This window comes from Donghicola sp. (genome assembly GCF_025210255.1).
In the GTDB taxonomy this organism is placed as follows: Bacteria; Pseudomonadota; Alphaproteobacteria; order Rhodobacterales; family Rhodobacteraceae; genus Donghicola; species Donghicola eburneus.
This window is the reverse complement of record NZ_JAOARZ010000014.1, coordinates 1-14,509: the sequence shown is the minus strand read 5'-3', so window position 1 is coordinate 14,509 and position 14,509 is coordinate 1. Positions and strand designations below refer to the sequence as shown.

Sequence of the window (14,509 nt, the reverse complement as noted above, 5' to 3'; positions counted from 1 at the left end):
TTACCTTTCGATCGTACCGGTGCGGCGTATTTTACGCTGCAGCTGAAGGATGCCGTAAACCAGCGCTTCTGCGGTCGGAGGGCAGCCGGGAACATAAACGTCCACAGGCACAACTCGGTCACAGCCACGCACAACCGAATAGCTGTAGTGATAGTAGCCGCCGCCATTCGCGCAGGAGCCCATCGAGATCACGTAACGCGGCTCGGGCATCTGGTCATAAACCTTGCGGAGCGCGGGCGCCATCTTGTTGGTCAGGGTGCCGGCAACGATCATCAGGTCCGACTGACGCGGGGACGCACGCGGTGCGGTACCGAAACGTTCCAGATCGTAACGGGGCATCGAGGTGTGCATCATCTCGACCGCGCAGCACGCAAGACCAAAGGTCATCCAGTGCAGCGAGCCGGTACGTGCCCAGTTGATGATATCCTCGGTCGAGGTCAGCAGGAAACCTTTGTCCTGCAGCTCTTTGTTCAACTGCTGGGTTGCGACCTCACGGTCGAAACCTGCGGTGTTGGCTCCGGTCATCACTCCCATTCGAGTGCTCCCTTCTTCCATTCATAGGCAAAGCCGACGGTCAGCACGCCAAGGAACAACATCATGGACCAGAAGCCGACCATGCTGAGGTCCTTGAACGCAACGGCCCAAGGGAACAGGAAGGCGATTTCGAGGTCGAAAATGATGAACAGGATCGACACGAGGTAGAACCGGACGTCGAACTTCATGCGCGCATCGTCAAAGGCGTTAAAGCCACACTCATATGCGCTGACCTTTTCGGGGTCGGGGTTGCGGACGGCGATAATGGCTGCTGCTAGGATCAGCACGATCCCGAGGCCGATTGCGACCGCCAGAAAGATGATAATGGGGAGGTATTCCCGTAGCATCTCTTCCACGCGTGGCTCCTTTCCTGCGATAGACGCATTCACTGGCTGCTATGCTTGGCCTGCTTCTTACGCCTGACCCCTCAAAGGGTCAACACAGACAGGCACTTATTCACAAAGTGGAATGTTGAAAAAATCCTTTGTGTACATAAGTACACCGGATTTTTTTCTGCACGCTACGGATGTGGTCACTTTGTCCATGCTGCAGGGCGGCGCTCAAAGAAGGCTGCGATTCCCTCAGACGACTCGTCACCTGCCCAGATTTCAGCCAAAGCTGTAACAGAAACATCGATTTGCGCGGCGTCAGCCCCCCCGCCCAACTGACGCACCAGCGCCTTCGCACGTGCAACAGCGCCGGGGGCTGTCTTCAGGTAGGGAGCGACCTCGGCCTCGACCGCTTCGTCCAGATTTTCAGGGGAAACCACACGCGACAGGAGTCCCAGCCTCTCTGCCTCGGGTGCGTCGAAAACACGCCCCTGAAAAAAAACTTGCCGCGCGCGTGCCGCTCCCATGCGAGCGATAACATACGGACCAATGGTCGCGGGGATCAAACCGAGCTTGACTTCCGTAAGTCCCATTTGAATTTGGTCCGCCCCGATGGCGCAGTCGCAGACCGATGCAAGACCCACGCCGCCCCCCAGCGCATTGCCCTGAAGTCGGCCGATCAGGGGCTTTGGCAGACGATCCAGCGCCAGTAACATCTCTGCTAGTCTACGGGCTTCGCTCATTCGAGTGGCAGAGTCTGCTTCGAATTGGTCCCGCATCCACGCCAGATCCCCGCCAGCGCAAAAGGTTTTTCCTTCGGCTGCCAGAATCACCACACGGACGGAATCATCAGAGCCAAGCGTTTCGGCCGCATGACGCAATTCATCCATCATGAGTGCTGACATGGCATTATGCTTTTCAGTGCGGGTCAGCCAAAGGGTTGCGACACCGCGGTCGTCCTGGTCAATGCGGATGGTATCAGGCATCGTTCGCCCCTCTGATCTGGCGAGCAAGTGCCGCCGCTTTGTCAAGAATGTCAGGGTCGAGGCCAGTGCTCAGCCCCAACTGTGTCAATCGCCGGTGGACAGCCTCTGTTGCGACGTTGCCAGCTGCGCCGGGCGCATAAGGGCAGCCCCCCAATCCACCGACGGCGGCATCGAAAACCCGCAGACCTTTGTCCAAGGAGACCTCGATGTTCCTCAGCGCCCTACCGGCGGTGTCATGATAATGGCCCGCCAGTTTGCCGGCGGGTATCACGGCCAAGACTGCGTCCAGCATGGTTGCCAATCTCTCTGGCTGCGCTTGACCAATCGTGTCGCCCAAGGACACCTCGTAACAGCCCAAGGTCACAAGCCGCTCGACCACCCGCGCTGCATCGGCAGGGTCAATTTGTCCGTCATAAGGGCAGTCAGTCACGCAGCTGACATAGCCTCGTACCGGCAGACCGGCCTCCCGCGCGGCCTCCGCAACGGGGGCAAAGCGGTCAAAGCTTTCGTCGATGGTGCAATTCAGGTTGGCCTTGGAAAACCCCTCGGATGCCGAGGCGAAAATCGCGATCTCATCTGCTTTGGCTGCGATCGCACCTTCTAATCCCCGCATGTTCGGGGTCAATGCGGCATAGGAAATCCCCTGCCCTCGCCTGATCCCCCCCAACACTACGGCACTATCTGCCATCTGCGGAACCCATTTAGGGCTCACAAAGCTGGCGACCTCAATCCGCCGGAAGCCTGCTGTGCTTAGCAGATCGACCAATGCCACTTTGTCAGCGGTTGGGATCAATCGCTTTTCGTTTTGCAGACCGTCCCTTGGACCGACCTCAAAAATCTCTACCTGTTCCATACTGCCCCTCCCCGAGCGGTCCGGATCGCCTTAATTGAACAGATGTTCACTTAACTCGGCAACCCCTTTCTGACAGGTACAGAACATTCTCGGCTTTACCGATATACATTCATATGTATTTATTTGTCTCGGGAGGATTTCACATGACCAGATTTTTCATCGCCGCGCTTCTAAGTGTGAGCGCAACCTTTGCCACCGCAAGCGAAGACATCCCGGACCAATATCCGCAATCCGAACTCTACGCCAAACCGGTCGAAGTCATCCCACATGTCTTTTCCGCCATCGGCGCGACCGCGCCACCGACCTACGAAAACTCCGGCCACAATAATAATCTGTCTTTCATTGTGACATACGAAGGCGTGGTGGTGATCAATGGTGGCGCGTCCTATCGACTGGCGGCAGCCCTGCACGAAGAAATCAGGGCCGTTACGGACCAACCTGTTGTACTGGTGATCAACGAGAATGGCCAAGGGCACGCGATGCTCGGCAATTCCTATTGGGCGGAGCAAGGCATCGAGATTTTAGCCCACGTGGACGCGATTGCAGCGTTTGAGGAGGAGGCCGATTTCATTCTTCAGGGAATGCAGCGGTATAATCGGGACAAGGCCGAAGGCACCACCATCGCCCTGCCCACGCGCAGCTTCACTGACCGTGAAGTCGTGTCTTTGGGCGGTGTCGATATTGAGGTTCTGCACCTTGGCCCCTCACACGATCCGGGCGATACGCAGGTTTGGATTCCTCAGTGGGGCATAATAATCGCGGGCGACATCGCGTTCCATGAGCGCATGCTGCCGATTTTCCAAGGCACTTGCACCAAATGCTGGATCGAAACGTGGGACGAAAAGCTAGAGCCACTGGCGCCGACCTACGTGATCCCGGGTCATGGGCACCCGACCAACTTTGACCAAGTGCGCCGCTACACCCGCAATTATCTGGTCGACCTGCGGGACAAGATCGGTGCGCATATTGATGAGGGCGGCGATTTGGCGGGCGCCTACTACGTGGATCAAGAGCGGTGGAAGCACCTCGACACGTTCGAAGAGCTGGCCACCAAGAACGCGGGCCGCGTCTATGAGGAGATGGAGTGGGAATAACCCACTCCTTTATCCTTTGGCGATGACGCCCGCGGCGGCGGCCACGGCCCCGCCAGTGTGCGGAATTTGTAGGGCCTGAAGGCCTGCTTCCATCACGCCGATCACACCCATCATCCCGTGGGCGTTCAGGTGACCCATGTGGCCGACGCGGAAGAACCCGTGCCACGCCGGATCGCCCATCTCGACCATCCCAAGGCCGATCCCAAGCGTCACACCCGCGTTCGCGGAGACCCAGTCGCGCAACGCAGTCGCGTTCGGGCTTTCCAGACGCAAAGAGGTCACCGCGCGGCTCCGGCAGGCGGGATCGGCGATGTTCAACTCCATCGGACCATCCTGCCCCCAGACGTCCGCAGCGGCCCAAAGGGCGCGAGCCAGAACGTCGTGACGCTTCCAAATCGACTCGAGCCCTTCCTCGCGCATCATGTTCAGGGCTTCTCGCAGGGCGAACAAGTGATGGGTCGGCGCGGTGCCCCCAAAGAATTCGTAGAACATCTGCGGGAAGGCGCGTGCGTTCCAGTCCCAATGGGGCGAGACCATCTTCATCCCCTCGCGGGCGGCCTGCGCCTTGGGCGAGAAGAAGATGAAAGCCATACCCGGCGGGGTCATCAGGCCCTTCTGGCTGGCGGTGATGGCCAGATCGACGCCCCATGCGTCCATCTCGAAACGGTCACAACCCATAGACGCGACACAGTCAGCCCAAAGCATCGCCGGATGGCTCAGATCGTCCATCAGTTTGCGCAGAGCCGGAATATCATTCAGCACAGAGGACGAAGTATCAACGTGGGTCGCGAGAACGGCTTTGATCTTGTGATCCTTGTCCGCTTCGAGCGCGCGGCCCACGACCTCTAGGTCCATAGGCGCGCGTTTGCCGAAATCGATCAATTCGACCTCAATCCCCATGCGCGTCGCGAATTCTGCCCAACCGTGACCAAAGCGTCCGCAGGACGGCACCAGCACCTTTTCCCCCGGTGCGACAGTATTCGCGAGCGCGGCCTCCCAAACGCCATGACCGTTACATATATACATGGCAACGTGGTGCTCGGTGCCGGCGACCCACTTCAGATCGGGGACCAATCCGGCGGTCAGTTCGACCAGCGCGCCTTCGTAAATATTCGGAGCTGGTTGGTGCATCGCCTGCAACACACGGTCCGGCATGATCGAAGGACCAGGGATAGCAAGGTGGGAACGACCGTTCGCAAGACTCATGACAGGCTCCGTTTATATTGTCCCGCGACCTTAGTCTCAGTCGCGGCAACGTCAATTCCCCCCAACCTCTTGCCTCGACACATGTTAGGCGGTAGGGCAACGTGGCTTGAAATTCAGGACGGTAAAGAATGTTGAAAAAGATCAAAGACTGGATCTTCGACCTCGAAGTGCGGTTCCGCAATTCCTTCGGGGACGACATCTCGACGCCGTACAAGCGGTTCACGGCGCACATGCACCTGCAGTTCATCGACCATATGTTCCTGCGCTACCTGTGGACCAACGAGTTCGAAATCGCGCCCGGCGTGTGGCGTTCTAACCAACCGGACCCCTACCGCCTGAAGAAGTTCAAGAAACGCGGCATCAATACGGTCCTGAACCTGCGCGGGGTGGACACCTATGCCCACTACCTCTTTGAGAAAGAAGCGACCGACGCACTGGGGATGACTCTGATCGACCGCAAACTCTATGCCCGCAAGGCCCCGCGCCCCGAGCGGATCATGGAAGTGCTGGAAACGTTTGATACGATCGAAAAGCCTTTCGTGATGCACTGCAAATCCGGTGCAGACCGCGCAGGCTTTGCCAGTGCGATCTACCTACTGGATCAGGAAAACGCGCCTGTCGCCGAAGCCAAGAAGATGCTGGCGTGGAAGTACTTCCACCAGCGCTACACCAAGACCGGCATCCTGGATCACGTGCTGGACGCTTACGAAGAGCGGATCAACACCAAAGGGCAAATCCCCTTCCGCGAGTGGGTGCAGACGGACTACGACTACAAAGGCTTGCAAAAGAAGTTCAACGCAACGCCAATGTTCGAGCGCTAAGGTCTTTTACTCGGGCATCTTTGCGCCTACCTCTGGCGCAAAGGAGTTCCCATGCCAGAGCACGCCCGCAAGATTTACGAGATCACCGGCCCCGACGCCCGCGATTTTCTGCAGAACATTGTGACCAATGACATGGCCCGGCTAAAGGACGGTGCGATGTACACAGCTATTCTGACCCCGCAGGGGAAATATCTGGCCGACTTCCTGCTGGTGGCCCACGGCGACGCGATCCTGCTCGACGTGGCAGAGCCTCTGGCGGCGGGCTTGGTTCAGCGACTGAACATGTACAAACTGCGGGCCGATGCGCAGATCAGCGAGAGCCCTCTCAAGGTACAGCGTGGCACTGGCGACGCGCCAGAGGGCGCCGTCGAGGATCCCCGCCACCCTGCTCTTGGCTGGCGTCTCTATAACGAGACCGATGGCGACGATGGCTCGGACTGGGACGCAATCCGCGTGGCGCACTGCATCCCGGAGAGCGGGATCGAACTGACTGGCGATACCTTTATCCTCGAAGCGGGTTTCGAGCGTCTGAACGGCGTCGACTTCAAAAAGGGATGCTATGTGGGCCAAGAGGTCACCGCCCGCATGAAGCACAAAACAGAACTGCGCAAAGGTCTGGTGACCGTGGACGTCGACGGCAGCGCCCCTGTTGGCTCCGAAATCAAAACCGAGGACGGCAAAACAGCGGGCACGCTGTTTACCCAGTCAGGCAGCCAAGCCATCGCATATCTGCGCTTTGACCGTGCAAATGGCGCCTTGAGCGCCAACTCTGCACGGATTTCTATGCCACAGTCCGTGGGATAAAGTTCGGGGCGGTTGTTCCTTTGTCTTAAGTCTCTATAACGCGCGGCAAGTGCCTTGGCCCGTTAGCGCCAATCAACTGCCACCGTTCTGGCCCCCGCAGCGGGGCCGGACCAGAACAATCGGACACGAGATGAACTTGACCGCCTATCGCCAGCAATGGTTCGGCAATGTGCGCGCCGACCTTTTGTCGGGCCTTGTCGTTGCCCTTGCGCTGATCCCCGAAGCCATCGCATTTTCCATTATCGCAGGCGTCGACCCCAAGGTGGGTCTCTATGCCTCTTTCTCGATCGCCGTTCTGACCGCCATCGTCGGCGGACGCCCCGGCATGATCAGCGCCGCCACCGCCGCGACTGCGGTTCTGATGGTTACGCTGGTCCGCGATCACGGTCTTGAGTACCTGCTGGCCGCAACAATCTTGGCCGGTGTGCTGCAGGTGATCGCAGGCTTTGCCCGGCTGGGTTTTGTGATGCGGTTTGTGTCGCGATCTGTGATGACGGGCTTTGTGAACGCGCTGGCGATCCTGATCTTCCTCGCGCAGTTGCCCGAGTTGGATCCGTCCAACGTGCCCTTCCTGACCTTCCCGCTGGTCGTTGCGGGCCTCGCGATCATCTACCTGTTCCCGTATGTAACCAAAGCGGTGCCGTCGCCGCTGGTGAACATTTTGGTTCTGACAGCAGCCGCGATCCTCTTTGGCTGGGACGTGCGTACCGTGTCCGACATGGGCGCTCTGCCCGACACCCTGCCCGTGTTCCTGCTGCCTGATGTTCCGCTGAACCTAGAGACTTTGCAGATAGTATTCCCCTACGCTGCCGCGGTGGCCGCTGTGGGCCTGCTGGAATCGCTCATGACCCAGAACTTGGTGGACGATCTGACCGACACCACCTCGGACCGCAATCAGGAATGCATCGGCCAAGGCGTCGCGAACTTCTGCACCGGCTTTATCGGCGGCATGGCAGGGTGTGCGATGATCGGCCAGTCAATGATCAACGTCAAATCCGGTGGCCGTGGCCGTCTGTCCTGTGCCTTCGCCGGTGTGATGCTGCTGATCTTCTGTGTGGTGCTTGGAGACTGGGTCGGCCTAATTCCGATGCCCGCACTTGTCGCGATCATGATCATGGTGTCGGTTGGTACGTTCAGCTGGTCCTCGATCAAGGATCTGCGGGAACACCCTGCTTCATCCTCGATCGTTATGGTCGCGACCGTCGTTGTCGTGGTCTGGACCCACAACTTGGCGATTGGCGTGCTGACCGGTGTGCTGCTGTCGGGCATCTTCTTTGCGTGGAAGATTTCGCAGCTGTTCCGCGTTCGCTCCGAGCTATCCGCAGATGGCCGCGCCCGCACCTACCACGTCGAAGGACAGCTGTTCTTTGCCTCTGCCGAAGACTTCATGAAGGCGTTCGACTTCCGCGAAGCACTGGAAAAAGTCACCATCGACGTTACTCATGCCCACATCTGGGACATTTCGTCGGTTGCGGTGCTGGACATGGCTGTGCTCAAGTTCCGCCGTGAGGGGGCAGAGGTCGAAATCCTTGGCCTGAATGACGCCTCGCAAACCATCGTTGACCGTCTGGCGCTGCACGACAAACCGGGCGGCATGGACAAGTTGATGTCGCACTAAGGAGCGGACCAGATGAGCAATTCAAACATCCTCGCCCTGATCGACGGCTCGGCCTATTCGGAAAGCCTGTGCCACTATGTGGGTTGGATCGCAGCCCGCAGCGCGGCCTCGGTCGAACTGACACACGTGCTTGGCCGCCGCGAGGGCGGCGCCGAGCAGGACCTGTCCGGCTCGATCCGTCTGGGGGCCCGCACTGCCCTGCTCGAAGAGCTGAGCTCGCTGGACGCGCAGCGCAACAAGCTGGCACAAGCCACGGGCCGCGCCATCTTAGAAGACGGCAAAGCCATCGTGGAACAGCACGGAGAGATCACGGTCAGCACCCGCCTACGTAGCGGTGACCTGATCGATACCGTGTCAGAACGCGAGGCCAGCGCCTCGATGCTGGCAATCGGCAAACGCGGAGAGGCGGCGGATTTCGCCAAACTGCACCTTGGCTCGAACCTAGAGCGGATCGTGCGTGCGACATCGAAGCCAGTTTTCGTTGCCAACCGCGCCTACTCAGAGCCCAAGAAGGTCCTGATCGCCTATGATGGTGGCGTGTCCTCGATGAAGGCAATCGACACAGTTGCGCGCGACCCACTGTTTGCGGGCCTAGACGTGACCGTCGTGACTGTCGGCACCGAGAGCGATAGCCTGCGCGCCGATCTCGACAGCGCTGCGGCAACACTGGCCGCTGGCGGCCACACAGCGACCACCAAGATTGTACAGGGCAGCCCTGACCACGTGCTTGGCGATATGACCGACCACGAAGGCTACGACCTGCTGGTTATGGGCGCCTATGGCCACTCGCGCATTCGCAGCATGATCATCGGCTCGACCACCACTGAAATGATCCGCAGCTGCAAAGTGCCAATCGTGCTGATGAAATAAGAAAGACCCGCCTGAGCAATTCAGGCGGGCCTCATTTATCTAAATGCGTTCAGAGCGGCCCCGAAACAGGCCGCTTTTCTTATGCGCGTTCGACGTATTCAAAGGTCTCGGTGTTGACGATGATGTCTTCGTCCTGACCAACGAAGGGGGGCACCATTACCTTGACGCCATTGTCGAGGATCGCAGGCTTGAAGCTGTTCGCTGCCGTCTGGCCTTTGACGACCGGCTCGGTCTCGACGATTTTGCACTGGACCTTCTGTGGCACAGTCGCGTTCAGCGCTTCGCTTTCGTAGAATTCTACAACGATGGTCATGCCATCCTGAAGGAAGGGACGACGGTCCCCCAGCAGGTCTGCGGGTAGTTCAATCTGGTCATAGGTCTCGGCGTCCATGAACACCAGCATGCCGTCGGACTCATACAAGAACTGCTGGTCTTTCTGCTCCAGACGCACGCGCTCGACCTTGTCGGCGCTGCGGAAACGTTCGTTCAGCTTGGAACCGTTGCGCAGGTTCTTCATCTCGACCTGAGCGAATGCGCCGCCCTTGCCGGGTTTGACGTGATCGACTTTGACAGCGCCCCAGAGGCCGCCATTGTGTTCCAGAACATAGCCGGGACGGATTTCGTTACCGTTGATCTTGGGCATAAGACTACCTTGCAGGACGGTTGATATTAGGATTTCGATCCCTATATCTGGGGCTCAAGACCAAAGCAAGCGTAGTAGCAGCGCAATACCCATGTTGAAGCTATGCATTAAATGCATAGCAGGCATTCAAAAACAGGTTGCCAGAATCGACATAATTACGTCATAAAGCGCGCCACGCCCCAAGACGCAAGATCGAAACAACAAGGACGAATCATGAAAGATTTCGTTGACGGCACGGCCTACAGTAATGAACAGGGCAACCGTGCACGCAAACTTTTTGCCGCTGTTGTGTTGGCGGCTCTAGATGATGCCATCGCCGATGATAAAAAATACGGCAATGGGCCCGAGCAAATCGCACGTTGGGCACGTTCGCGTGATGGGCGCGAAGTGTTGTCCTGCGCAGGCATCGATCCCAGCGAACGCGTTGTCTCTGGACTGATGGAATTCGTTGCCAAGGGTGTTCGCACCTCTGTCGCGCTGTCGCGTGAAGAGAGCGAGCGTCGCAACGCTGCCGTAATGCATCTGGACGCCGCATAACTCCGGCTTTCTGATATCCCCGTTAAAAAAAGGGTGCGCACCGGGCGCACCCTTTTTTGTTCCGCCCTGCTCCGCCTTGAAAGATCTACGCCATAAAAAAAGAGCGCCGGAGCGCTCTCGTTTTTTTTAATTCAGGTCACTTCAGGCGAGGTCTTGTATCGCCAGCGCACGGTTGATTTCGCGTCGGATCAACTTGCGGACGTTGCGCGTGATACGCTCGCCCATCTCGCCCTGCAGTTCTTCGCGGACAATCTGGGCCACCATAGCGCGCAGCATATCCTCGTTCAGGCCAACGAGACTGCCGCTCGCCGTGTCGTCATGTTCGTCGATCGTCTCGTCCTCAAATGCATCGCCATCCATGTTAGAGGCGTCTTCTCCTTCGGCCCTGCCGGACAGCGGGTCGTTGGGATGTGTTTCGGCCCACGGCAACGGTGTTTTGGACAGTCCCCCAAACATGTCGCCCTCTTCGGGCTCGTACTCCTCAGCGGCTCGGCTGACCGCAGCGCTGAGTGACGAAATCTTGTGATTGATCGACAGATTGTCAGAGGGCCCACGATTGAGCAGGAGCGGCGCCTCAGCGACATTTTCATGCTCGGCTGGGGGTACGTCCGGTCCGCTGTCATCAGTGGCCTCAGCAGGCTCGGGCGGCGTCTCTGCGTCTGCAATCCGCAGCGCAGGTGTCAAGACCAGCCGATCTGCAGAACGCTGAGGCTTCACTTGATCTAGAACAGCATCATGCGCCTCTTCCGACACAAGCCGCCGGATCGACGTGAGGACATCCTCGATATCTACGCTGGTGGTTGGTTCTGACATGAAACCCTCACGAAACACTGGGGTAAGGGTAGCCGCTGGCACGCGATCTCACAACCGTTTGCCAGCAGATCTGTTACTTTTTGCCGATCGCGCGCAGGACGTCGTCCAGCTTCTCACCACGGGTGTTGATCATCGCAGGCGCGTTCTTGACCGTGTTGTAGTAGGCTTCGGGATCATAGGTGGGCACGTTGAGCTTCAGATACTCCACGTTTAGCAGACCCATAGCGGATAGCAGCGAGTAGGCCGCGATATATTCATTGGCAGCCGCAGTAATGCTCGATGCACGTGCATCCAGCAGGTCCTGCTCTGCATCCAGAACGTCCAGAGTGGTCCGCGCGCCGAGCGAAGCCTCTTCCCGGACACCGCGATACGCCACAGTATTCGCACGGATCGATTCTTCGGCCGCGTCGCGGGCAGCGCGGGCTTGGGTCAGCGCCGAGTACGCGACACGCACGGCCTCTTCGACCGACAGTTTCGTTTGCAACAGTTCAGAGCGCGCCGAATCGCGACGCGCCATTGCTTGGCGCACAGCAGAGCTGATTGCGCCGCCATAATAGATGGGGCCAGTGACGTTTAAACCGACCGAAGCACTATTTGTGTAGTTCCCCTCGGAGCGATCCGTGTCTTCTGCCAAGAAACGCGTATGTCCCAATTCCGCGCCAAGCGTCACCTCCGGCTTTCGTGCCGCCTGAGCAATCTTCACGCCAAGTTCAGCCTGAGTGACTGCGTGCTGCGCCGCAAGAAGCGTCGGATGGCTGCGCATCGCAATGCGCAGGGCTTCTTCGACTGTGTCCACGGCGACAGGAAATGCACCGGGCGTGCTCACGGAGCCTGCGCCCTCGCCCACGGCGGTGATGTAACCGGCGCGCGAGTCGGCCAAGTCGCCCTGTGCTGCCACGAGATCGCTGTTCGAGCTCGCGCGCGCCGCTTCGGACAGCGCCACATCAGTACGAGTGATTTCGCCCACGTCAAAGCGTTCACGTGCAGCGCGAAGCTGTTCGCTCAGCACACGCAGGTTGTTTTGCTGCAGGGTAACGATCTGGCCAGACGCCAGAACGTTCATGTAGGCGGCCACTGCGTTTAGCAGAACCGTCTGCTCTGCCGCGCGAAGTGTTTGACGGGTCGCAAGGACGGCTTCCTTGGCCACATCAATCCCCATGCGAGACGCGCCGCCGTCGTAAAGGAGCAAGCTCGCGGTCAGCCCCAGCGTTCCAAGCGTGGTCTCGTCGACGCCGGTCTCAATCCGGTTCGTGCTTGTGCCGGTAACGGTGAAATCACGGCTGGAGGTAATGCCAGCCGAATATCCAAGAATGGGACGCAGTTCAGCGACCGCGCCGGCCACATCCTCGTCCGCCGCGCGCAGCAGCGCACGGTTTTGTTCCAGCAGACCGCTATTCTTGTAGGCTTTGACCAGGGCGTCTCCCAGGGTATCTGCGCTTGCAGGTAGTACTGCCGCAACCGAGAGCGCGAGAGCCGCTACGCCGCCCCGCAGGTACTTCTTAAAATCCGCCATTTACAAACTCCTTCGCCCCTAACGCATGGGACATCTTTAAAAATCAACACCCATGCCGCAAGGTTCAGAGCGCAAAGCTTGGCTGTTTTGCAAATCCTTTTAACACCGGAGCGCCGGCATTGAACGAATAGCGCCAATTGATCAGGCCATCCAGTTTGTAACCGATTTTAACAGTGCCTAATGCGCCCTCTTGAAGGATGCAGCCGATTCGACCGCCCTCTTTCAACTGATCTGCGATGGCGGTCGGCAACTCTTCGACGCCGCCTTCGATAACGATGACATCATAAGGACCGTGCTTGGCCGCTCCTGCAGCCAACTCACCTTCGACGACAGCGACGTTATCGACGCCGTTCTGGCTCAGGTTGGCTTCGGCTTCTTTGGCGAAATCTTCGGTTTCAACAGCGATAACAGCCTCGGCCAGATGGGCAATGACCGCAGCAGAATAGCCATACGCGCAGCCCAGATCGAGCACCAGTTCATCGGGCTGGATATCTAGCGCGTCCAGCAGTTTGCCTGTTGTGCGGGGCTCCAGAACAACACGGTCCGCCGCCAGTTCAATGTTTTCCCCCATATAAGCGGCTTCTTTACGCGCTTCGGGGACGTAGACTTCGCGGGGAACTGCCAGCATCGCTTCGATCACGTTAAACTTGGTCACGTCCGAGGGGCGGACCTGCGTATCCACCATCATTGTGCGGCGATTTGCGAAATCAGTCATGGACTAAACTCTTTCGTTCAGTGAGGTCTTTGGGGTCATGCCACATTACCACAGGCACGGCAACGGTTGTATCGTCGTTTCATCGAACATGAGGGCTTGCGCCCCCCGAATGGATCGTCTAATCAGCGCGAACCACACCACGGCGGCGAGTTGGCGGAGTGGTGACGCAGCGGATTGCAAATCCGTGTACACCGGTTCGATTCCGGTACTCGCCTCCAAAATTATTCTTTATTTTCAGTGACTTAGCGGATCGAAATTTGCTTCGTACAAATTTCGTACAAAGTGTGCACTCAAATTAGACGATTTTGGCGTGTAGCCAAGGGCAAGTGAAAGGAGGCGCACATCGCCTCCATTTATTCATATTTATTAGACACTTAAGGAATAAACCTGAGAATCTAACCGCGTTAGATTCTCCAACTTGCCTCCTCAGAAAGTCGTCGATTTAGAGCAGTCTAGGCAGCCTGTTAGGACCGTCCAAACTGCTTCGCCAAGATCGCCGCGGCAGAGAGGTCCAGAGTATTCTCATCGTCTTTGATGATACCATCCTGCGTAGGCCGGAATAGTGATGCGAGTACAATCGCCTCGTTGGCCCCATCGACATCGGCATCCTCTTTCATGGCCAAGAACGTCTCCGCAAAAGCTTTCTTCTCGCTAGCGTCGAGTGAGAGGTGTCGTTCACTTAGAAAGACACGGTATTGCAGTCGGACAACCCACAGACTCAAGGAAAAAATCATCAGCAAGCCAGACACCGTTATGGGGCCTCTTGCAGAAAATTCGCGGCTGCACTCAGTGCCGTCAGGCCCACTACAAACGACCTGATAGAAGCTGTCAGCTATATACGTCCCGGCAAAGAATGGGACCACTGCTGCCAGAAAAATGATTACGACAGACAATCCTACAAACAATTTGAAAGAGGTATCGGCATTCTGTTTGTGTTTCTCCGACCTGCGCTCCCACAGTTGGACCGGCGCTTTGTATTGAAGTTGCGTTTTATATAAGTCTTGCAATCGCTCAAAGGTAACGGCTCCATTGGGACCGCCTGCCTGAGTTGGGCCTGATGTCTTAAGCTATGTCATTATTGGCGTCGTTACTGACGTCATATGGAGCTGCTTGCGGAACCGTCAGACTTCTTGCGCGCTCGGGGCGATCCAGTTCCATGGGAGTAATTCGTCC

At 57.9% G+C, this 14,509-nt stretch carries 16 protein-coding genes and 1 tRNA gene; 7 read left to right on the top strand and 10 right to left on the bottom strand.

The features are described 5' to 3' along the window. The 4 genes from N4A58_RS03785 to N4A58_RS03770 all read right to left on the bottom strand — a co-directional run bounded on the left by N4A58_RS03785 (position 1) and on the right by N4A58_RS03770 (position 2,702). Positions 1 to 534, bottom strand: coding sequence for an NADH-quinone oxidoreductase subunit B family protein (locus N4A58_RS03785; RefSeq protein WP_177218551.1), 534 nt, complete (start codon positions 532 to 534; stop codon positions 1 to 3). After that, on the bottom strand, positions 525 to 890 hold the full coding sequence (locus N4A58_RS03780; protein WP_293708001.1) for an NADH-quinone oxidoreductase subunit A: 366 nt from the start codon (positions 888 to 890) through the stop codon (positions 525 to 527). The genes N4A58_RS03785 and N4A58_RS03780 overlap by 10 nt, the downstream gene beginning before the upstream one ends. Positions 891 to 1,066: 176 nt before the next feature. Next, on the bottom strand, positions 1,067 to 1,849 hold the full coding sequence (locus N4A58_RS03775) for a crotonase/enoyl-CoA hydratase family protein (RefSeq protein ID WP_293707999.1): 783 nt from the start codon (positions 1,847 to 1,849) through the stop codon (positions 1,067 to 1,069). After that, on the bottom strand, positions 1,842 to 2,702 hold the full coding sequence (locus tag N4A58_RS03770) for a hydroxymethylglutaryl-CoA lyase (RefSeq protein WP_293707997.1): 861 nt from the start codon (positions 2,700 to 2,702) through the stop codon (positions 1,842 to 1,844). The genes N4A58_RS03775 and N4A58_RS03770 overlap by 8 nt, the downstream gene beginning before the upstream one ends. A gap of 143 nt (positions 2,703 to 2,845) precedes the next feature. Here N4A58_RS03770 and N4A58_RS03765 point away from each other — a divergent pair, with 143 nt between their 5' ends. Further along, on the top strand, positions 2,846 to 3,796 hold the full coding sequence (locus tag N4A58_RS03765; RefSeq protein WP_293707995.1) for an MBL fold metallo-hydrolase: 951 nt from the start codon (positions 2,846 to 2,848) through the stop codon (positions 3,794 to 3,796). Between the two features lie 9 nt (positions 3,797 to 3,805). On the opposite strand, the gene N4A58_RS03760 is transcribed toward N4A58_RS03765, so the two are convergent. Further along, positions 3,806 to 5,002 (bottom strand): aminotransferase class V-fold PLP-dependent enzyme, encoded by a 1,197-nt coding sequence (locus N4A58_RS03760; protein ID WP_293707993.1) that lies wholly within the window; start codon positions 5,000 to 5,002, stop codon positions 3,806 to 3,808. 128 nt (positions 5,003 to 5,130) lie between these two features. Here N4A58_RS03760 and N4A58_RS03755 point away from each other — a divergent pair, with 128 nt between their 5' ends. From N4A58_RS03755 to N4A58_RS03740, 4 genes are all read left to right on the top strand, one after another. Beyond that, positions 5,131 to 5,823, top strand: coding sequence for a tyrosine-protein phosphatase (locus N4A58_RS03755; protein WP_293707991.1), 693 nt, complete (start codon positions 5,131 to 5,133; stop codon positions 5,821 to 5,823). A 51-nt stretch (positions 5,824 to 5,874) separates the two neighbouring features. Continuing rightward, on the top strand, positions 5,875 to 6,627 hold the full coding sequence (locus N4A58_RS03750) for a folate-binding protein (protein WP_293707989.1): 753 nt from the start codon (positions 5,875 to 5,877) through the stop codon (positions 6,625 to 6,627). Positions 6,628 to 6,757: 130 nt separating this feature from the next. Next, complete coding sequence (locus N4A58_RS03745; protein ID WP_072706078.1) at positions 6,758 to 8,245, top strand: SulP family inorganic anion transporter; 1,488 nt, start codon at positions 6,758 to 6,760, stop codon at positions 8,243 to 8,245. A gap of 12 nt (positions 8,246 to 8,257) precedes the next feature. Then, a complete protein-coding gene (locus N4A58_RS03740; RefSeq protein WP_072706077.1) occupies positions 8,258 to 9,115 on the top strand; it encodes a universal stress protein in 858 nt (285 codons plus the stop codon). Between the two features lie 79 nt (positions 9,116 to 9,194). Here N4A58_RS03740 and efp read toward each other — a convergent pair whose 3' ends face one another. Continuing rightward, the gene (efp, locus tag N4A58_RS03735; protein ID WP_293707982.1) at positions 9,195 to 9,758 is read right to left on the bottom strand and encodes an elongation factor P; all 564 of its coding nucleotides are present in this window, start codon (positions 9,756 to 9,758) and stop codon (positions 9,195 to 9,197) included. Between the two features lie 213 nt (positions 9,759 to 9,971). Here efp and N4A58_RS03730 point away from each other — a divergent pair, with 213 nt between their 5' ends. Then, entirely contained in the window at positions 9,972 to 10,295 is a 324-nt protein-coding gene (locus tag N4A58_RS03730; protein ID WP_072706075.1) for a DUF6280 family protein, read from the top strand. 141 nt (positions 10,296 to 10,436) lie between these two features. Here the strand turns inward: N4A58_RS03730 and N4A58_RS03725 are convergent, their stop codons facing one another. From N4A58_RS03725 to N4A58_RS03715, 3 genes are all read right to left on the bottom strand, one after another. Beyond that, the gene (locus N4A58_RS03725; RefSeq protein WP_293707979.1) at positions 10,437 to 11,108 is read right to left on the bottom strand and encodes a hypothetical protein; all 672 of its coding nucleotides are present in this window, start codon (positions 11,106 to 11,108) and stop codon (positions 10,437 to 10,439) included. Between the two features lie 73 nt (positions 11,109 to 11,181). After that, positions 11,182 to 12,621 (bottom strand): TolC family outer membrane protein, encoded by a 1,440-nt coding sequence (locus N4A58_RS03720; protein WP_293707977.1) that lies wholly within the window; start codon positions 12,619 to 12,621, stop codon positions 11,182 to 11,184. A 64-nt stretch (positions 12,622 to 12,685) separates the two neighbouring features. Continuing rightward, positions 12,686 to 13,336: a protein-L-isoaspartate O-methyltransferase gene (locus N4A58_RS03715; protein ID WP_293707975.1), complete on the bottom strand. Its 651-nt coding sequence runs from the start codon at positions 13,334 to 13,336 to the stop codon at positions 12,686 to 12,688. A 144-nt stretch (positions 13,337 to 13,480) separates the two neighbouring features. Between N4A58_RS03715 and N4A58_RS03710 the strand changes: the two genes are divergently transcribed. Then, a tRNA-Cys gene (locus tag N4A58_RS03710) sits at positions 13,481 to 13,554 on the top strand. Positions 13,555 to 13,800: 246 nt separating this feature from the next. Here N4A58_RS03710 and N4A58_RS03705 read toward each other — a convergent pair. Next, positions 13,801 to 14,343: a DUF6161 domain-containing protein gene (locus tag N4A58_RS03705; protein WP_293707973.1), complete on the bottom strand. Its 543-nt coding sequence runs from the start codon at positions 14,341 to 14,343 to the stop codon at positions 13,801 to 13,803. Positions 14,344 to 14,509 lie beyond the last annotated feature (166 nt).